The organism is Nocardiopsis mwathae (assembly GCF_014201195.1).
In the GTDB taxonomy this organism is placed as follows: Bacteria; Actinomycetota; Actinomycetes; order Streptosporangiales; family Streptosporangiaceae; genus Nocardiopsis_C; species Nocardiopsis_C mwathae.
This window is the reverse complement of sequence record NZ_JACHDS010000001.1, coordinates 3,141,855-3,159,567: the sequence shown is the minus strand read 5'-3', so window position 1 is coordinate 3,159,567 and position 17,713 is coordinate 3,141,855. Positions and strand designations below refer to the sequence as shown.

The following is a 17,713-nucleotide window of genomic DNA, read 5'->3' as shown; positions in this document are numbered from 1 at the left end:
GGGCGCACCGAGTTCGTGTTCCTCAATCGGGTGCGGATCATGGTCCGCCGCCTCCTTTTCCTGCCCTTTCGGCTGGGCATGGCTTAAGCATCGGGCTGCGGGCGCTGATCTGCCATGGAAGCCACACCTTCCTATCCTTTGGTGGAATAGGTGGCTTCCTGTGTCCTCCTTGTGTCATTTTTGGAGCATGGAGGACAAGGGAGTCGGGTCATGGAAGCGCTGGGGTGCCGAACTTCGGCGATGGCGCGAACAAGCTGGGAAAACACAAGGAGAACTAGGTAGGGCGACGCAGATGAGCCGCCAGCTCATCGGGGCATTCGAAAAGGGGACTCGGACGCCGAATGGTGATCAAGCGGAAAGGTTGGACACAGAGCTTGCCACAGGAGGCGCGCTGCTGTTCCTCTGGGAGGAGATCCGGGATACGCGTGGTGAGCCTTCGTGGTGGCGCGACGTCCTGATTCAGGAGCGACGTGCGCGGCAGATCTTGGAGTATCAGCCATGCCTCATCCCTGGCATGCTGCAGACTCCCGACTATGCGCGGACACTCATCAGTGCACGTCAGGTCCACCGGACGCCTGAGCAGGTGGAAGAGATCGTCCAGCGTCGGACGCAGCGGCTCGATGTGGTCAAGGGGAGCAGGCCTCTGTTGTGGTTCATCGTCGAGCAGCCGGCCGTGGAACTGGTCATTGGCGACGAAAGCATCACAAAGCACCAAAGGAAGCGGATAGTCGAGCTCTGGGAGGAAGGTACGATCCGGTTCCAGGTGGCGCTGCCCGTGGCGTGGCCGCCAGGGTTGTGTCCTCCGTTCAGAGTCATGTGTCTGCCCGATGGGCGGTCTATCGCGCACGTGGAGTCGGCCGTGGGCGGGTTCATAGAATCGAACACCGAACGTGTCGAGTTTCTCCGCACCACCTACAACATGGTGCAAGCGGAAGCTCTGAGCCCCTCGGCTTCTATCCAATTCCTGGAAGAGAGAATCTGATGAGATCCATGAAATGGCACACGTCCAGCTACACGGACGGCGGGATGGGGCAGAACTGCGTTGAGGTGGCAGAGGGATCGGTCACTGCCATCCGAGACACCTGGTACCGCGAAAACGGGATGCTCGAATTCTCCGCAGGCGAGTTTGCTGCGTTCCTGTCTGCGGCTCGCGAGGAGATCCTATAGAGCTTCATCAGGGGCTCGGAGGATCAGTTTACCTAACAACTGTTTGGTAGGCTGATGGTCATGGTGCACAGCGCATCCGAGCAGACCCCTGGTCCGACGCCGGGTTCCGGGCATGGGCTGTTACGCGGCCGAACGGCCGTCGTCACCGCAGCGGCCGGGGCCGGGATCGGCGGCTCCACGGCCCGCCGGCTGCTCGACGAAGGTGCCCGCGTCCTCATCAGCGATGCCCACGAGAAGCGCCTCAAGGAGACCCACGCCCGGCTCGCCGCCGACTTCGGCCCGGACGCCGTCACCGCGGCCCCCTGCGATGTCACGGTCGATGACCAGGTCACGGCCATGTTCGACGCCGCGCGCACGCGCTTCGGCCGGGTCGACATCGCCGTCAACAACGCAGGCCTCGGCGGCACCGCCGACCTCGTCGACATGACCGACGACCAGTGGAACCGCGTACTCGATGTCACGCTCACCGGCACCATGCGCTGCACCCGCGCCGCCCTTCGCCTCATGTCCGCGAACGGCGGCGGCGTCATCGTCAACAACGCGTCGGTCGTCGGCTGGCGAGCGCAGGCCGGCCAGTCCCACTACGCCGCCGCCAAAGCCGGCGTCATGGCCCTGACCAGGTGCGCCGCGCTCGAAGCCGCGCCGCACGGGGTGCGGATCAACGCGGTCGCCCCCAGCCTCGCCATGCACCCCCACCTGGTGAAGGTGACCTCCGACGAACTCCTCGCCGAACTGGCCACGCGGGAGGCATTCGGCCGGTCAGCCGAACCCTGGGAGATCGCGAACGTTATCGTCTTCCTGGCCAGCGACTACTCCTCCTACATGACCGGGGAAGTGGTCTCGGTTTCGAGCCAGAGAGCATGAAGACGCGATGAGCCCACGGCGACGCGACGCCGACAGCACGGCCGCAGCACGGACCCGGCGCAGGGCGGAGCTGCTCGGCATAGCCGCCGACATCTTCGCCGAGCGCGGGTACGCGGCCACGACGATCCGGGAGGTGGCCGACGCGGCGGGCATGCTCGCCGGGAGCCTTTACTACCACTTCGACTCCAAGGAGTCGATGGCCGACGAGATCCTCTCCACCTTCCTCACCGAGCTGTGGGAGTCCTACGACCGGATCCTGCAGGAGAAGCACGACCCCAGGCAGGCCCTGGAAGCGCTCATCGCGGCCTCCTTCACCGCCATCGACCGCCACCGCCCCGCCGTCGTCCTCTACCAGAACGAATCCAAGCACCTGGGGCAGAGCCCGCGTTTCGCCTACCTCGACGCGTCCCACGTCCGCTTCCGCGACATGTGGGTCGGGCTGCTGGAACGCGGCGTTCGCGAGGGAGCGTTCCGCTCCGACCTCGACGTCCCGCTGGCCTACCGGTTCCTCCGCGACACCGTGTGGGTGGCCGCGAACTGGTACACGCCGGGCGGGCGGCTGACCGCCGACACCGTGGCCCGCACGTACCTGACGATGATCCTGGAGGGCATCCAGCCCGGGCCCTCCTAGCTACCGGCGTTTCACCCGCGATCCCACCGGTTCCTCCGTTGATCTCGGGGATATCGACGTAATTCCAGCTGGAATTACGTCGATATCCCCGAGATCAACGGACGCCCCCTGGCAGCACGCGTGTGAGGAGAGTGTCCGCTGATGTCCGAGGCCTTCATTATCGAGGCGGTGCGATCGCCCGTCGGCAAGCGGGGCGGCGCCCTCTCCGCCGTCCACCCCGCTGACCTGGGCGCGCACGTCCTCACCGCCCTCATCGACTGCTCCGGGGCCGATCCGGCCGCTGTCGACGACGTCGTCTTCGGCTGCGTCGACACCATCGGCCCGCAGGCCGGGGACATCGCCCGCACCTGCTGGCTCGCCGCGGGGTTCCCGGAGGAGGTGCCGGGCGTCACCGTCGACCGGCAGTGCGGATCGTCGCAGCAGGCGGTGCACTTCGCGGCGCAAGCGGTACTGTCGGGCACCGCCGACCTGGTCGTCGCGGGCGGCGTGCAGAACATGTCGCAGATCCCCATTGGATCGGCGATGACCGCAGGAGTTGGCCTCGGCTTCGCCGAAGGACCGTTCGCCGGCTCGGAGGGCTGGCGGCGGCGCTACGGCACCCAGGTGGTCTCACAGTTCCGCGGCGCCGAGATGATCGCCGAACAGTGGGGCATCACCCGCGACGCCATGGAGGAGTTCGCCCTGGCGTCGCACCAGCGGGCGATCCGCGCCATCGACTCCGGCCGGTTCGACCGCGAGATCGTCCCCCTCAGCGACGTCACGGCCGACGAGGGACCGCGCCGCACGACGACCCGCGAGGCAATGGCGGGGCTGCCCCCACTCGCCGAAGGCGGACGTCTCACCGCCGCGCTCGCCGCGCAGATCTCCGACGGAGCCGCAGCGCTGCTGATCGCCTCAGAACGGGCGGTGCGAAAGCACGGGCTCACCCCTCGCGCCCGTATCCACCACCTCTCCGCCCGAGGAGAGGACCCGGTGCGGATGCTGTCGGCCCCGATCCCCGCCACCGCCCACGCCCTGCGGCGGGCCGGTCTGCGAATCGACGACGTCGACGTGGCGGAGGTCAACGAGGCGTTCGCGCCGGTCGTACTCGCCTGGATCAAGGACACCGGCGCCGACCCGGCCCGCGTCAACCCGAACGGCGGCGCCATCGCGCTCGGGCATCCTCTGGGTGCCACGGGCGCCCGCCTGATGACCACCCTTCTCCATGAACTCGAACGCACCGGCGCCCGCTTCGGCCTCCAGACCATGTGCGAAGGCGGCGGCCAGGCCAACGTCACCATCATCGAGCGGATCTGAACCCGAAAGAGGGGTCTGCTGGGCGGCCTTCTCGGCCTTCTCGGCCTTCTCGGCGGTCTCGTGCGGGATGTTCTGCGGGAAAAGCGGCGCCGACGGCCGAGGGGGCCTGGGGTCGCCGGTTGTCGTGCGGGTGGGCGTGTGGCCGGGCCAGCGGCGGGAGCCAGCGCCGCAGCTCGGCCCCGGCTCCGTACGGGGAGGCAGCGACGAGGAGGAAGGGGAGCGGGCGCCCCTCCCGTCCCACACCCCGTACCGCAACCGGCCTGACCAGTCCCCTCTTCGTTGATCTCGGGACTATCGACCGAATACCGGCGAGAATTAGGTCGATAGTCCCGAGATCATCGGAGGTAGGGGGTGGGAAAGCGGTGTCCGGTGGGTTTTCGGGTCCGGTGGGCGGTTGGGGGCGGGTGGACCGGTGGCTTCGGACCGGCCGGAAGTCCGGGGTTCCGCTTCGCGTGCAGCTGTTTCCGCGATCCGGGAGCCCCGGGCCCTGCCCGGAGATGATCATGGTCTCGCATCTCATGGCGCCCGGTTCGCCCGATTTTTTCCCATGGTCATCGGTGAAGACCCTTCGGGCCCACCCAGATCCCCAGATCCGGCCGCCCCTCACCCGCACACACCCGGCCATCGCCCAAGGAGAGCGCTCTCCCGCCCCTCCTTCGTTGATCTCGGAGATATCGGGGTGAAAACCGCGCGCGAGGCCCCGATATCTCCGAGATCAACGAAGGTCAGGGCATCGGACCGCGTGGGGCCGGGGCCGAACTGCGGCGCCGGCTCCCGCCCCCCCCGCCTCCGCCCCGGCCACGCGCCCACCCGCACGGCGACCGGCCACCCCATCTCCCCTACCTCCCTCGTCGCCGCTGCTCGTCTCCACAGGACACCCCGCGCGGGACCACCGACAAGGTTGCCCAGCGGGCCTGTGCCGCTGCGCTCTTCCCCGTGCCGGTCGCGATGGTGCCGGCCTCCCGCTCGCGCTCACGTCCGGTCGAAGCGGTCGAGGGTCGCGTGGGCCTCCGCCATGATCCGGTCGATGAGTTCGGCGCACGACGGCAGGTCGTCGGGGTGGTTGATGGCACCGACCACCTGGCCGGAGGCCATGACGCCCAGGTCGGTGCGGCCGTCGACCATGGCGCACCGCAGCAGCATCGGGGTGTTGGCCGCCATCAGGACCTGGGACCAGGGCAGGCCCCTGGCGTGCCGCAGGGCCAGGCCGTCACGCAGCAGGTCCCGCCAGGACAGGCCGGAGGCGCGGCGGAACGCGGCGGCGTTGCGGGCCGCGTGGAGCAGGCGGGGGATCCGGCGGAGGCGGCCCGTGGATTCGAGGGCGTCGATGAGGTCGGTGCGCAGCACGCGGTGCGGCACGCCGTCCACCTCCCGGGTCACCACGGTGTCGGTCGCGTCGAGGTAGAACCGCTTCACCTCCTCCGGTACCGGGCTGTCCGACGTCAGCAGGAAGCGGGTGCCCATCGCGACGCCGGAGGCACCGTAGGCGAGCGCGGCGACGAGGCCGCGACCGTCGAAGAAGCCGCCCGCCGCGACCACCGGGATGTCGACCGCGTCGACGACCTGGGGGAGGAGGACGGAGGTGGGGACCGGGCCGGTGTGCCCGCCGCCTTCACCGCCCTGTACGAGTACGGCGTCCGCGCCCCACGCCGCGACCTTCCGGGCGTGCCGCGGAGCGCCGACCGACGGGATGACGGCGATCCCGGCGTCTTTGAGGCGGGCGATGAGCTCCGGGGTAGGCGCCAGCGCGAAGGAGGCCACCCGCACGCGCTTCCGGATCAGCAGGTCGACGCGGTCCGGCGCGTCCGCCGCGTCGGCTCGCAGGTTGACGCCGAAGGGGGCGCCGGTGCGTGCCCGGACCTCGGCGATGGCTGCGGCCAGCCGTTCCAGCGACATCGTGGCCGAGGCGAGGATGCCCAACCCGCCGGCGTTGGCGGTGGCGGAGACGAGTCGCGGTCCGGCGACCCATCCCATGCCGGTCTGGACGATGGGGTGGCGGCAGCCGACCAGGTCGGTGAGCGCGGTCGACAGCGGGGCGTGGGCCGCTGCGCCCGCGGTCGGGTGGGGGGTCACCCGCGGACCTCGCGCTCGCGCAGGCCGTCGGGGTCGAGGACGCCGCGCAGCAGGTGCAGCTCATGGTCGGTCGGATCCCGGGTCCGCCCGACGCCGTCGGCGGGGGTGGGAAGGTCGAAGCCGGTGTTGTCGCGCACCTCCTCGACCGTGACGCCCGGGTGTACCGAGACCAGACGCAGTGTGTGCCCCGGCCCCTGGAAGTCGAGAACACCCAGGTCGGTGACGACGCGGCGCAGGTCGTGGGCGTCGGTGGCGGCGGCCCCGGTCACCATGTCGACGCGCTCGACGAACACGCGGCGGGTGTGGCGGGGGATCCAGTAGCTGGTCGTGTTGCGGATCGTGTTGCCGGGCGCCCCGCGCGCGCCGAGGAGCTGGGCGGCCGGCCGGTCCCGGTCGCCGATGCGGGAGATGTTGCTGCGGCCGTGCCGGTCGAGCTGGGCCGCGCCCATCATGACGTGGCGGCGCCCGTGCAGGACCAGCCACAGGTGGTCGCGGAAGGGGAGCCATCCCTCGGCCGTGTGGGAGGCGGTGGCGGCGGGACGGTTCAGCGGCAGCGGTCCGCGGGTGAGTAGCGCGCCGCCGTCGGTGGTGAGCAGGCCGGGGGCGAAGGTGAGCCGGGCCAGCCGGGAGCCGAGGATCGCGCAGGTCCCCATGGCGGCGGCCAGTGTCTCGCCGTCGCCGCGCCAGGCGTCGGCGCAGGCGACGGCGCACATCTCCGCGCGTGAGGGTGAGGGGGTGGGCGGGGACGGGGGCGGAACCGCGGCAGGGGGGAGGGAAGGGGTCACGTGCGCTTCACTTCCCGCTGGTAGGTGGGCTCGTCCGCGTCCAGGTAGCGGTTTCGGAAGCGCTGCCACCCCGCGGGGTCGCCGGCCGCCGCGGCGTACCGCCGCTGGAAGACCTCGTCGCGCCCGTAGTCGGGTTCGCAGGAGGTGAAGTGCGCGCCGCGGGGGGTCTCCGCCACGCCGTTCACGAACATGCGGCTGACCAGCAGCGACTGCACCGGACCGTCGAAGGACGGGACGAGGCGTTCGCACGACATGTAGCAGCGGTCGGCCGCCTTCGCGAACAGGTCGTCGAGGTAGGGGTCGGGGCCGAGATACTGGCCGTTGCCGCGCACGTCGGCCCGGTTCATGTGGACGAGCGCGGCGTCCAGGGGCAGCGGGGGCATGGCGACGAACTCCCCTCCTTCGGCGCCTGCCGTCCGGTAGGGGGAGCGGATGGTCCGCAGGCCGGGGTTGACCCGCAGGATGTCGGTGGCCGTTCCGGCCGGCGTGGGGAGGAACGGCAGCCGGTAGGCCGCCGCGAGGAGCCCGAACATGAACATGCCCTCGTCGTACTCGGTGAACTCGATGCTCGTGGCGCCGTCCCCGCTCTGCCGGGCCGCGCGGAACCACGGGTCCAGCGGGATCGAGTCGAGGGTGACGAAAGGGGCGACGACGCGCCGCACCTTGCCGTAGGCGCACAGCAGGCCGATGTCCGGGCCGCCGCAGGAGACGACGGTGAGGTCGCGGAGGGGGGTGCGGCAGATCGCCCGGACCAGGGCCATCGGTTTGCGCCGCGAGCCCCAGCCGCCGATGCCGATCGTCATGCCGTCGGTGAGCCGGGCGGCCACCTCGTCGGGAGACATGACCTTGCCGCGGCCACCCGGAGGGGCCGGTGGCGTGTCCGCCGCGCTCACCGGGGGTGGTCCTCCGGGGTCGGGCCGGGGGGCTCTGCCTCGGCCGTCGCCCCTGGCACGGCGGTCTCCACGGCGCCGGCGGCGAACCTGTCGCGGTGGGCGCCGCCCGCGCCGGTCAGGGTGAGCTCGTAGGTGAACCCCTGCTCGAATCGGTACCCGCGCTTGACGTCCACCGGATCGATTCCGTTCAGCGCCTCCTTCGCCCGCCGGATGACCTGTGGATCCTTCTGGGCGATCTCGTCGGCCACGGCCAGGGCCTCGGCGCGCAGCCCGGTGGTCGGTACCACCGTCAGCACCGAGCCGTGCGCGTGCAGCTCGGCGGCGGACACGGTGCGGCACGTGTAGACCATGGCGCGCACCAGGTGCTGCGGCACCAGGCGCGCGAGGTGGGTGGCGGCGCCCAGCGCGCCCCGGTCGACCTCCGGGAGGCCGAAATAGGCGTCCTCGGCGGCGATGACGATGTCGGCGTTTCCGGCCAGGCCCACGCCGCCGCCCAGGCAGAACCCGTGGACGGCGGCGACGACGGGGATCTCGCAGTCGTAGACCGCGGCGAAGGCGGCGTAGCAGCCGCGGTTGGCGCCGAGCAGGGCACCGTGGCCGGTGCTCCGCCGGATCTCCTTGATGTCGACGCCGGCGTTGAAGCCGGGGCCCTTCGCGCGCAGGACCACGGCGCCGACGGCGGGGTCGCGTCCGCAGTGGCGGACCGCGTCGGCCAGGTCGTGCCAGTCCCGTACGGAGAGGGCGTTGACCGGGGGAGTGTCGACCACGACCTCGGAGACTCCCGAAGGGTGGATGGTGGTGGAGACCGCCATGGCATTACCCTTCCACCAAACGTTTGTTAGAACTAAGACCGTAGCAGCCGTCCACAGCCCCATCCAGAGGCCCGACCGGGCCACATGAATCGGGAGCCGTGCCGGGCGGGAGCGAGCGGCGGGAGGCGGACCGTGACGGACACCGACGGCCTCAGCGGGATGACGGTCGTGGTCACCGGTGGTGCGCGCGGGGTGGGACTCGGCATCACCGCCGCGTTCCGCGCCGCGGGGGCCGAGGTCGTCGCCTGCGCCCGCAGGGAACCGGAATCCCTGCCGGAGGGTGTGCGCTTCGAGCGCGTCGACGTCCGCGACGCCGACGCCGTCGAGGACTTCATCGGCGGGATCCCCGACCTCGACGTCCTCGTCAACAACGCGGGCGGTACCCCCTACCTGCCGGTGGGCGAGAGCGATGTGCGGCGGCACGCCAAGGTGATCGAGCTCAACCTCATCGCCCCGCTGATCGTGTCCCGCGCCGCCAACCGCGTCCTACAGCGTCGTCCCCGGGGCGGGTCGATCATCATGATCGGCAGCGTCAGCGGGCACCGCCCGTCCCCGGGAACGGCCGCCTACGCCGCGGCAAAGGCGGGCCTGGAGAACCTGACGGTCTCGCTCGCCGTGGAGTGGGCGCCCAAGGTGCGGGTGAACGCGGTGCGCGTCGGCATGGTCCGCACCGAGGCGGCCGCAGCGCACTACGGCGACGCGTCGGGTGCCGCCGCCGTGGCCCGGACCGTGCCGCTGGGACGGTTGGCCGACCCCGCCGACGTCGGCGCCGCCTGTGTCTTCCTGGCCTCCCCGGCCGCCGCCTACGTGAGCGGGGCCGCACTTCCGCTGCACGGCGGAGGCGAGCGCCCCGCCTACCTCGACGCGGCGGCGACGGCGACCGCGGGGGGTGCCCCGCCGGATCGGCGGGACGACGCATGGCGGGAGGACGACGCATGACGGAAGGAGAACCCATGGCGGGAGGAGAGCGCATGATCTGCGAGGACAGGGTCGTCATCGTCACCGGTGCCGGGCGCGGGCTCGGCCGGGCCCATGCCCTGGAGTTCGCGTGTCAGGGAGCCAAGGTCGTGGTCAACGACCTCGGTGTGGAACGCGACGGCACCGGCGGTTCGCGGCAGGCGGCCGAGGACGTGGCGGCGGAGATCCGTGCCCTGGGCGGCGAAGCCGTCGCAGTGGTGAGCGACATCGCCGCGGACCGGGGAGCGGCCGAGGTCGTGCGCGCCGCACTCGACGCGTTCGGGAGGCTCGACGTGCTGGTCAACAACGCGGGCTTCCTCCGCGACCGGATGCTGGTCAACATGACCGAGGACGACTGGGACTCCGTCGTCCGGGTCCACCTGGCCGGCCACTTCCTTCCGCTCAGGCACGCCGCCGCCCACTGGCGGAGCGAGAAGAAGGCGGGGCGTTCCGTGGCCGCGTCCGTCGTCAACACGACCTCGGGAGCCGGGCTCCTGGGCAGTGTCGGGCAGGCCAACTACGCGGCCGCCAAGGCCGGGATCGCGGCCCTGACCCTGGTGGCGGCGGCCGAGCTCGCCAGCTACGGGGTGCGCGCCAACGCCATCGCACCGGCCGCCCGCACCCGCATGACCGAGCGGCTCTTCGCCGAGACCATGGCGGCTCCGGAGGACGGCGGCTTCGACCGCATGGACCCGGCGCACGTCTCGCCCCTGGTCGTCTGGCTGGGGTCGGCGGACTCGGCGGACGTCACCGGCGGCGTCTTCGAGGCCGTCGGTGGCCGCATCACCGTCATGGAGGGGTACCGCCACGGCCCGACGGTCGACCGCGGCACGCGGTGGACCCCCGCGGACATCGCACCGGCCGTCCGGGCCCTGCTCGACGGCGCGCAGGCCCCGGAACCGGTCTACGGCGGGTAACGCCGCCCCGGCGCGGGGGCGCCCCGTGCATGCACCTCTTCAAGGCCGGTGAAAACGCTGATGAGGTCCGGAGCTGCGGTTACCGGGTCTTGCGCCGGTGGCCCAGGATGGGGGGTCACCGGTCGTGCCATGACCGGAGTGCCGTGACCGGAAGGACGCCATCGCCATGCAGTGGAAGAAGGTGGCCGCCGATCGCTCGGCGTTGAGTCACAAGGTGGGCTACGCACTGCGCAACCCCGGCAGGATTCCGGGCTACCTCAAGCGCGCCGGGCGCGACACGTGGCTGCGGTTGCGCCATCCCGACCACATCTCCTACTACCGGGCCGTGATGAGGCACGACATCGCCGACGGCCCGGAGGCCGCGGTCGGATCCACGACCCACGAGCGCTGGCTGGCGCTCGGGCAGATGCAGTTCGACTACCTCGTCTCCCACGGCCTGAAGCCCCCGGACCGGATGCTCGACATCGGGTGCGGGAACCTGCGCGCGGGGTGGCGGTTCATCGACTACCTCGACCCCGGCAACTACTACGGTATCGACATCTCGCCCGACATCCTCATCGCCGCCGAGGAGACCCTGGCCCGCCAGGGGCTGCAGGCCAAGTTGCCGCACCTGGCGCCCGTGCGCGACCTCCGCTTCGCGTTCCTGCCCGACGCCCACTTCCGGGTCGTACACGCCCACAGCGTGTTCTCGCACTCGCCGCTGGAGGTGATCGACGAGTGCCTGGCGCACGTGGGGCGGATCCTGGCCGCCGACGGGTGGTTCGACTTCACCTTCGACCGCACCGAGGGCAAGGAGCACCACGTCCTGCGCGAGGACTTCTACTACCGGACCGGGACCCTGACCGCTCTGGCGGAGAAGCACGGGCTGAAGGCCCGGTTCATGTCGGACTGGGAGCGGCTGCCGCACGGGCAGTCCAAGATCCGCGCCACGCACGCCTAGGACCTGATCCACCGGACACGCCCCGGTGGCGGCGGTGGTGGCCGGTGCGGCGGGTGGGCCGCACCGGCGCACGGTCAAGCCGGAAGCCCCAGTTCGCGGGCGATGAGCATCTTCTGGACCTCGCTGGTGCCCTCGCCGATCTCCAGGATCTTGGCGTCCCGGTAGAAGCGGCCCACCGGGTACTCGTTCATGAAGCCGTAGCCGCCGAAGATCTGGGTGGCGTCCCGCGCGTTGTCCATGGCCGCGTTGGACGCCACCAGCTTGGCGATGGCGGCCTCCTTCTTGAAGGGCTCACCGGCCAGCATCCGCGCCGCCGCGTCGTAGTAGGCCAGGCGTGCGGTGTGTGCGCGGGCCTCCATGTCGGCGATCTTGAACTGGATGGCCTGGTACTCCCCGATGTGCCGGCCGAACGCCTCCCGCTCGGCGGCGTAGCGCACGCTCTCGTCCACGCACCCCTGGGCCAGCCCCACCGACAGCGCGGCGATCGCGATGCGCCCCTCGTCGAGGATGCGCAGGAACTGGGCGTAGCCGCGGCCGCGCTCGCCCACCAGGTTGGCCTCGGGCACGCGGCAGTCGTCGAACACGAGCTCGTTGGTGTCGGAGGCGTTCCAGCCCACCTTCGAGTATTTCTGCCCGATGGAGAAGCCCGGGGTGCCGGACGGCACCAGGATCGCGGAGATCTCCGGGCGGCCGTCGGGGCGCTCCCCGGTGATGGCCGTGACCGTGACCAGCGCGGTGATGTCGGTGCCGGAGTTGGTGATGAACGACTTGGTCCCGTTGATCACCCACTCGCCGTCGACGAGGCGCGCGGTGGTGCGGGTGGCCCCCGCATCCGAGCCGCCGCCGGGCTCGGTCAGCCCGAACGCGCCGAGCGCCTCGCCCGAGCACAGCCGGGGCAGCCAGGTCTTCTTCTGGTCCTCGCTGCCGAAGCGGTGGATCGGCATCGCGCCGAGCGACACGGCGGCCTCCAGGGTGATGGCGACCGAGGAGTCCGCGCGGGCGAGCTCCTCCAGCGCCAGGCAGAGCGCGAAGTAGTCGCCGCCCATGCCGCCGGACTCTTCGGGGAACGGCAGCCCGAACAGGCCCATCCGGCCCATCTTGGCGACGATGTCGTAGGGGAACGCACAGCGCTCGTAGTAGTCGCCGATGACCGGCGCGACCTCGTCGCGGGCGAACGCCTCGACGGTGCTGCGCAGCTCCTCGTGCTCGGGGGAGAGGCGGTGGGCGCGGTCGGCTGTGGTGCTCACTGTCGGTCACTCCTCGTTGGCGGCGGAATCGGCGGGTCGCGCCGGTCGGTGGGTGCGGGGGAGCGCGGCCGGGTGGCCGCCGCCTCCGCGGACGGCGGAGTCGGGGCGGTCGGGGGCGCCGACGGGGAAGCGGCCGCGTCCGCCGGAGCGTTCGGCCCGTCGGCTTCCTCCCCGTCCGCCGTGATGACGGCCAGAAGCATGTCCATGGCCACGGGGCGGCCCGGTGCGACCTCCAGGCGGGCGACGACGCCGTCGATGGGTGCGGTGACCGCGTGCTCCATCTTCATCGCCTCGACCACGACGACCGGGGTCCCGGCGGTCACCCGCTGCCCCTGCTCGACCGGGACGGACAGCACCGTGCCCGGCATCGGGCTGCGCAGCGAGCCGTCGCCGCCGGTGTCGTCCTCGCGGACGGCCGCGAACGCGGGCTCCTCGTGGAACCGCCAGGCCGACCCCTCTCGGCCGAGCCACAGGTCGGCGCCGTCGACGGCGCGCGCGTAGCGGACCGCGCGCCCGCCGAAGTCGACGGTCAGAGTCCGGCCGTCGGCCGACCGCGCGGCGCGGGCGGGCACCGGTTCGCCGTCTCCCACGCGCACCTCGTAGCCGACGGACGCGCCGGGGGAGGGAGGCGCGTCGGGGGCGGTGGTGCGGCGGACCAGCACGGCGACCGCGTCGTGGCGGGGCGCGCGCAGCCGCCACGTGGTCCAGGCGGGGCCGCCCACGCGCCAGCCGTCGGGGACGTCGAAGCGGTCCGTGAGCGGGCCGGCGGGTTCCAGTCCGAGCTGCAGGTCGAGTGCGGCGGCCGCGTACAGGCCCGGTGGGACGGCGTCGGCCGCGTCGGGGACCAGCTCGGGGCGGATGCGCTCGGTCAGGTCGGTGCTCAGCCCCCCGGCCGCGACGTCGGGGTGGCGCAGGAGGCGGCGCAGGAACGCCACGTTGGTGCCGCAGCCGAGCAGGGTGTAGCGGGCCAGCGCGCCGTCCATCCGGTCCAGTGCCGCGGTGCGATCGGGCGCCCAGGTGATGACCTTGGCCAGCATGGGGTCGTAGGCGGAGGTGATCTCCGCACCGTCGTCCAGGCCGGAGTCGACGCGGACGTGCTCGCCCTCGGGTTCGTCGAGGAGCAGGACCCGGCCGCCGGTCGGCAGGAAGTCGAGTGCGGGGTCCTCGGCGTAGACGCGGGACTCCACGGCGTGCCCGGACAGGCCGATGTCGGTCTGGGAGAAGGGGAGGGGGTCGCCGAGGGCGATACGGAGCTGCAGCTCGACCAGGTCGACGCCGCGGCGTCCGCCGATGGTGGTGACCGCCTCGGTGACCGGGTGCTCGACCTGGAGGCGGGTGTTCATCTCCAGGAACGAGTAGGCGCCACCGGCCGCCCGGACGATGAACTCGACCGTCCCCGCCCCCACATAGCCGCAGGCGGTGGCGGCGGCCACCGCGGCCGCGCCCATCTTCGCCCGCTGCTCCTCGGTGAGCAGGGGAGAGGGTGCCTCCTCCACGATCTTCTGGTGCCGCCGCTGCAGGCTGCACTCGCGCTCGCCGAGGTGGACCACGTTGCCGTGGGCGTCGGCCAGCACCTGCACCTCGATGTGCCGGGGCCGCTCCACGAACCGCTCGACCAGCAGGGTCGCGTCGCCGAACGCGGCGGCCGCCTCGCGCCGGGCCGCGGCCGCGGCGGCGGCCAGCTCGTCCTCGGCGCGCACCAGTCGCATGCCCTTGCCGCCGCCCCCGGCCGACGGCTTGATCAGCAGCGGGAAACCGACCTCCGCCGCCGCCCGCCGCAGCTCCTCGTCCGACAGCGGGTCCCCCGCATCCTCGGCGAACCCGGGCAGCAGCGGCACCCCGGCGGCGGCGACCGCGGCCTTCGCCCGGATCTTGTCGCCCATCGCCTCGATGGCCTCCGGAGGCGGGCCGACGAAGACCAGCCCCGCCTTGCCGCACGCCCGCGCGAAGCCCGCGTTCTCCGACAGGAACCCGTACCCCGGGTGGATCATGGTCGCGCCGGTCGCCAGGGCGGCGTCGATGATGGCGGCCCCGTTCAGGTAGCTGTCGGCGAGGCCCGCCCCGCCCACCCGGACCGCCTCGTCGGCGGCCCGCACATGCCGCGCGTCGGGGTCGCCGTCGCTGTAGACCGCGACCGACCGCATCCCCAGCCGCCGCAGCGTGCGCATGATGCGGACCGCGATCTCGCCGCGGTTGGCCACCAGCACCGTCGGAGCGGCGGTCGCCGCACGGGTGTTCGTCATCTTCGACTCCGTCACCTGCCACCTCACATCCGGAAGACGCCGTAGCCGACCGGCTCCAGCGGGGAGTGCCGGGCTGCCGACAGCGCCAGGCCGAGCACCGTTCGGGTGTCCACCGGGTCGATCACGCCGTCGTCCCACAGCCGTGCCGTCGAGTAGTACGGGCCGCCCTGGTGCTCGTACTGCTCGCGGATGGGCGCCTTGAAGTCCTCCTCCGCCTCCGGCGGCCATTCCTCTCCGCGCGCCTCCACCTGGTCGCGCCGCACCGTGGCCAGCACCGACGCCGCCTGCTCGCCGCCCATGACCGAGATCCGCGCGTTCGGCCACATCCACAGGAACCGGGGCGAGTACGCGCGCCCGCACATGCTGTAGTTCCCGGCGCCGAAGGAACCGCCGATGACGACGGTGAACTTGGGCACCCGGGCACACGCCACGGCGGTGACCATCTTGGCGCCGTGCTTGGCGATGCCCCCGGCCTCGTAGTCGCGGCCCACCATGAACCCGGAGATGTTCTGCAGGAACACCAGCGGGATGCGGCGCCGGTCGCACAGCTCGATGAAGTGCGCGCCCTTCATCGCCGACTCGCTGAACAGGATGCCGTTGTTGGCGATGATTCCCACCGGGTGCCCGTGGATGTGCGCGAACCCGGTGACCAGTGTCGTCCCGTACTCGGCCTTGAACTCGGTGAACGCGCTCCCGTCGACCACGCGGCCGATGACCTCCCGCACGTCGTAGGGCGTGCGGGTGTCGCCGGGAACGACCCCGTAGAGCTCCTCGGGGTCCAGGGCGGGTGGGCGCGGCTCGCGCCGCTCCCACGCCGGCTCGGGGCGCGGGCCGAAGGTCGCGGCGATCCGCCGCACGGTCGCCAGCGCGTGCGCGTCGTCCTCGGCCAGGTGGTCGGTGACACCGGAGGTGCGCGAGTGGACCGCGCCGCCGCCGAGCTCCTCGGCGGTGACGACCTCGCCCGTCGCCGCCTTCACCAGCGGCGGCCCACCGAGGAAGATGGTGCCCTGGTCGCGGACGATCACCGCCTCGTCGCTCATCGCCGGGACGTAGGCGCCCCCGGCGGTGCAGGACCCGAGGACCGCGGCGATCTGCGGGATGCCCAGCCGCGACATGGTGGCCTGGTTGTAGAAGATGCGGCCGAAGTGCTCCCGGTCGGGGAACACGTCGTCCTGCATCGGCAGGAACGCCCCGCCGGAGTCGGCGAGGTAGACGCACGGCAGGCGGTTGTGCAGCGCGACCTCCTGGGCGCGCAGGTGCTTCTTGACGGTCATCGGGTAGTAGCTGCCGCCCTTGACCGTCGCGTCGTTGGCCACCACCACGATCTCGCGCCCGGCCACCCGGCCGACCCCGGTGATGAGCCCCGCCGCCGGCGCGTCCCGGCCGTCGGGTCCGTACAGGCCGTATGCGGCCAGTGGGGAGAGTTCGAGGAAGGGGGAGCCCGGGTCGAGCAGCGCGTCGACCCGGTCGCGCGGCAGCAGCTTGCCCCGCTCGACGTGCCGGATCCTCGTCTTCTCCGGGCCGCCGAGCGCGGCGGCGGCGATCCGCTCGCGCAGCTCGGCGGCGAGGGAGCGGTTGGCCTCGGCGTTGGCGGCGAAGGCCGCGCTGTTCGGGTCGATCGCCGAGGTGAGCACGGGTGCCCTGCTCATCGAGTCCCCTCTGGCCGCAGGTGTTAATGGTCGCTAACATGGCCGATGTTAGTGACCATTAACGTTGGTGTCCAGGGTCACATCGAACCGGCCGGTCGGGGCCGGCCGGCCCGCACCGGGAGGGGGAGAGGCGATGGCGAACCGGACCGCGGGGGCGCGCCGTGCCGAGATCCTGCACGCCGCCGCCGACCTGTTCGCCGCGCGCGGCTTCCACGGTGTGTCCATCGAAGACCTCGGGCGCGCGGTGGGCACCAGCGGCCCCGCCCTCTACCGGCACTTCCCGGGCAAGGAGGCGCTGCTGGCCGCGATGCTGCTGGACATCAGCGAACGACTGGCCGCCGACGGCCGCGAGCGCGCCGCCACCGCCCATGGCCCGCGCGAGGCCCTGGAGGCGCTGCTGCGCGGGCACATCGCCTTCGCGCTGCGCGAGCCCGCCCTCATCACGGTGCACGACCGCGAGTTGGACAACGTCCCGGCCCCGGACCGCCGCCGCGTCCGGCGGCTGCAGCGCGGCTACGTCGAGCAGTGGGTGAGCGTGCTGGCCCTGCTCCGCCCGACCGCCGCTCCGGAGGTTCTGCGCGCCGCTGTGCACGCCACGTTCGGCCTGCTCAACTCCACTCCGCACAGTGCGGGCGAGCTCCCCGAAGAGCGGATGGCCGAACTGCTGCTGCACATGGGGACCGCGGCGCTGCTCGCCGAGGGGTGATGTGTGGCGCCGTCAGGAGGGCGGAGTGTCCAGGAGGTCGCCGATGCCGTCGAGGGCCTCGGAGATCCGGTCGACGAACCCGGGGTCCGGCATCTCGACCGGCGGGCCCCCGTCCCCGGTACCGCCGACGCCGGTGCCGCCGGTGCCGCCGATGCCGTCGGTCGCCTCCGTCCCCGTGGCGCCCGACCTGAGCGCGATGAACACGAACGCCGCGAGCATCGCCAGGGCGAGCCCCCAGACAACGCGCATGTGCTCTCCCTTCCTGTGCACCGCGGCCGCCGACCTCGTCCGCGATCCGGCGGGGCTCGGCGAAGGTGTTCTGGTGTGTGGTGGTCTGCGTACTCCTGGCCCGATGTGCCCGATGGTCGACGGGTGAAACCCGGGGGACATCGCGTCCACGTATCGACTCCGATCCCGCGGGAAACGGCGCTCGGGCGGGTCCGCCACGCCGATCGAGACCGCCGGTGCACGTTTGACCTCGGGGGATACGGGCAGCCCTCACCACAGCGGACGGAATCGTCCGACCACAAGGG

17 protein-coding genes are annotated in these 17,713 nt (G+C 72.0%); 9 read left to right on the top strand and 8 right to left on the bottom strand.

What is annotated here, in order from left to right; genetic code table 11:
- Positions 1-187: 187 nt before the first annotated feature.
- The 5 genes from HNR23_RS13645 to HNR23_RS13625 all read left to right on the top strand — a co-directional run bounded on the left by HNR23_RS13645 (position 188) and on the right by HNR23_RS13625 (position 3,958).
- Complete coding sequence (locus HNR23_RS13645; RefSeq protein WP_184075948.1) at positions 188-982, top strand: helix-turn-helix domain-containing protein; 795 nt, start codon at positions 188-190, stop codon at positions 980-982.
- Entirely contained in the window at positions 982-1,167 is a 186-nt protein-coding gene (locus HNR23_RS13640) for a DUF397 domain-containing protein (protein WP_343070555.1), read from the top strand. The genes HNR23_RS13645 and HNR23_RS13640 overlap by 1 nt, the downstream gene beginning before the upstream one ends.
- A gap of 60 nt (positions 1,168-1,227) precedes the next feature.
- On the top strand, positions 1,228-2,031 hold the full coding sequence (locus HNR23_RS13635; protein ID WP_184075946.1) for an SDR family oxidoreductase: 804 nt from the start codon (positions 1,228-1,230) through the stop codon (positions 2,029-2,031).
- A 7-nt stretch (positions 2,032-2,038) separates the two neighbouring features.
- A complete protein-coding gene (locus HNR23_RS13630) occupies positions 2,039-2,662 on the top strand; it encodes a TetR/AcrR family transcriptional regulator (RefSeq protein ID WP_184075945.1) in 624 nt (207 codons plus the stop codon).
- Positions 2,663-2,803: 141 nt separating this feature from the next.
- Positions 2,804-3,958 (top strand): acetyl-CoA C-acetyltransferase, encoded by a 1,155-nt coding sequence (locus tag HNR23_RS13625; RefSeq protein WP_184075944.1) that lies wholly within the window; start codon positions 2,804-2,806, stop codon positions 3,956-3,958.
- Between the two features lie 972 nt (positions 3,959-4,930).
- Here the strand turns inward: HNR23_RS13625 and HNR23_RS13620 are convergent.
- The 4 genes from HNR23_RS13620 to HNR23_RS13605 form a co-directional block, all read right to left on the bottom strand.
- Positions 4,931-6,031, bottom strand: a complete 1,101-nt coding sequence (locus tag HNR23_RS13620) for a nitronate monooxygenase (protein WP_184075943.1) — start codon at positions 6,029-6,031, stop codon at positions 4,931-4,933.
- Complete coding sequence (locus HNR23_RS13615) at positions 6,028-6,744, bottom strand: CoA-transferase subunit beta (RefSeq protein WP_184075942.1); 717 nt, start codon at positions 6,742-6,744, stop codon at positions 6,028-6,030. The genes HNR23_RS13620 and HNR23_RS13615 overlap by 4 nt, the downstream gene beginning before the upstream one ends.
- Positions 6,745-6,812: 68 nt before the next feature.
- Positions 6,813-7,658, bottom strand: coding sequence for a CoA transferase subunit A (locus HNR23_RS13610; RefSeq protein ID WP_184080292.1), 846 nt, complete (start codon positions 7,656-7,658; stop codon positions 6,813-6,815).
- Between the two features lie 47 nt (positions 7,659-7,705).
- A complete protein-coding gene (locus HNR23_RS13605; RefSeq protein WP_184075941.1) occupies positions 7,706-8,521 on the bottom strand; it encodes an enoyl-CoA hydratase family protein in 816 nt (271 codons plus the stop codon).
- Between the two features lie 132 nt (positions 8,522-8,653).
- Between HNR23_RS13605 and HNR23_RS13600 the strand changes: the two genes are divergently transcribed.
- The 3 genes from HNR23_RS13600 (at position 8,654) to HNR23_RS13590 (ending at position 11,335) form a co-directional block, all read left to right on the top strand.
- The gene (locus HNR23_RS13600) at positions 8,654-9,460 is read left to right on the top strand and encodes an SDR family oxidoreductase (RefSeq protein WP_343070553.1); all 807 of its coding nucleotides are present in this window, start codon (positions 8,654-8,656) and stop codon (positions 9,458-9,460) included.
- 32 nt (positions 9,461-9,492) lie between these two features.
- Positions 9,493-10,395, top strand: a complete 903-nt coding sequence (locus HNR23_RS13595) for an SDR family oxidoreductase (protein ID WP_184080291.1) — start codon at positions 9,493-9,495, stop codon at positions 10,393-10,395.
- 166 nt (positions 10,396-10,561) lie between these two features.
- On the top strand, positions 10,562-11,335 hold the full coding sequence (locus HNR23_RS13590) for a class I SAM-dependent methyltransferase (protein WP_184075939.1): 774 nt from the start codon (positions 10,562-10,564) through the stop codon (positions 11,333-11,335).
- 74 nt (positions 11,336-11,409) lie between these two features.
- On the opposite strand, the gene HNR23_RS13585 is transcribed toward HNR23_RS13590, so the two are convergent.
- The 3 genes from HNR23_RS13585 to HNR23_RS13575 are packed head-to-tail and all read right to left on the bottom strand — an operon-like array spanning position 11,410 to position 16,474.
- A complete protein-coding gene (locus tag HNR23_RS13585; protein WP_184075938.1) occupies positions 11,410-12,582 on the bottom strand; it encodes an acyl-CoA dehydrogenase family protein in 1,173 nt (390 codons plus the stop codon).
- Positions 12,579-14,825, bottom strand: coding sequence for an ATP-binding protein (locus HNR23_RS13580; RefSeq protein ID WP_184075937.1), 2,247 nt, complete (start codon positions 14,823-14,825; stop codon positions 12,579-12,581). Before HNR23_RS13580 ends, HNR23_RS13585 begins: the two co-directional genes overlap by 4 nt.
- A 23-nt stretch (positions 14,826-14,848) precedes the next feature.
- The gene (locus HNR23_RS13575; protein ID WP_221308111.1) at positions 14,849-16,474 is read right to left on the bottom strand and encodes a carboxyl transferase domain-containing protein; all 1,626 of its coding nucleotides are present in this window, start codon (positions 16,472-16,474) and stop codon (positions 14,849-14,851) included.
- 133 nt (positions 16,475-16,607) lie between these two features.
- Between HNR23_RS13575 and HNR23_RS13570 the strand changes: the two genes are divergently transcribed.
- Complete coding sequence (locus tag HNR23_RS13570) at positions 16,608-17,180, top strand: SACE_7040 family transcriptional regulator (protein ID WP_184075936.1); 573 nt, start codon at positions 16,608-16,610, stop codon at positions 17,178-17,180.
- 12 nt (positions 17,181-17,192) lie between these two features.
- On the opposite strand, the gene HNR23_RS13565 is transcribed toward HNR23_RS13570, so the two are convergent.
- Positions 17,193-17,429, bottom strand: a complete 237-nt coding sequence (locus tag HNR23_RS13565) for a hypothetical protein (protein ID WP_184075935.1) — start codon at positions 17,427-17,429, stop codon at positions 17,193-17,195.
- Positions 17,430-17,713 lie beyond the last annotated feature (284 nt).

What these genes read in the sequence shown, in the direction of transcription:
- HNR23_RS13645 (WP_184075948.1), top strand. Translation starts at nt 188, where the DNA reads ATGGAGGACAAGGGAGTCGGGTCATGGAAGCGCTGGGGTGCCGAACTT.
- HNR23_RS13640 (WP_343070555.1), top strand. Translation starts at nt 982, where the DNA reads ATGAGATCCATGAAATGGCACACGTCCAGCTACACGGACGGCGGGATG.
- HNR23_RS13635 (WP_184075946.1), top strand. Translation starts at nt 1,228, where the DNA reads ATGGTGCACAGCGCATCCGAGCAGACCCCTGGTCCGACGCCGGGTTCC.
- HNR23_RS13630 (WP_184075945.1), top strand. Translation starts at nt 2,039, where the DNA reads ATGAGCCCACGGCGACGCGACGCCGACAGCACGGCCGCAGCACGGACC.
- HNR23_RS13625 (WP_184075944.1), top strand. Translation starts at nt 2,804, where the DNA reads ATGTCCGAGGCCTTCATTATCGAGGCGGTGCGATCGCCCGTCGGCAAG.
- HNR23_RS13615 (WP_184075942.1), bottom strand. Translation starts at nt 6,744, where the DNA reads ATGTGCGCCGTCGCCTGCGCCGACGCCTGGCGCGGCGACGGCGAGACA.
- HNR23_RS13610 (WP_184080292.1), bottom strand. Translation starts at nt 7,658, where the DNA reads ATGTCTCCCGACGAGGTGGCCGCCCGGCTCACCGACGGCATGACGATC.
- HNR23_RS13605 (WP_184075941.1), bottom strand. Translation starts at nt 8,521, where the DNA reads ATGGCGGTCTCCACCACCATCCACCCTTCGGGAGTCTCCGAGGTCGTG.
- HNR23_RS13595 (WP_184080291.1), top strand. Translation starts at nt 9,493, where the DNA reads ATGATCTGCGAGGACAGGGTCGTCATCGTCACCGGTGCCGGGCGCGGG.
- HNR23_RS13590 (WP_184075939.1), top strand. Translation starts at nt 10,562, where the DNA reads ATGCAGTGGAAGAAGGTGGCCGCCGATCGCTCGGCGTTGAGTCACAAG.
- HNR23_RS13580 (WP_184075937.1), bottom strand. Translation starts at nt 14,825, where the DNA reads ATGACGAACACCCGTGCGGCGACCGCCGCTCCGACGGTGCTGGTGGCC.
- HNR23_RS13575 (WP_221308111.1), bottom strand. Translation starts at nt 16,474, where the DNA reads ATGAGCAGGGCACCCGTGCTCACCTCGGCGATCGACCCGAACAGCGCG.
- HNR23_RS13570 (WP_184075936.1), top strand. Translation starts at nt 16,608, where the DNA reads ATGGCGAACCGGACCGCGGGGGCGCGCCGTGCCGAGATCCTGCACGCC.
- HNR23_RS13565 (WP_184075935.1), bottom strand. Translation starts at nt 17,429, where the DNA reads ATGCGCGTTGTCTGGGGGCTCGCCCTGGCGATGCTCGCGGCGTTCGTG.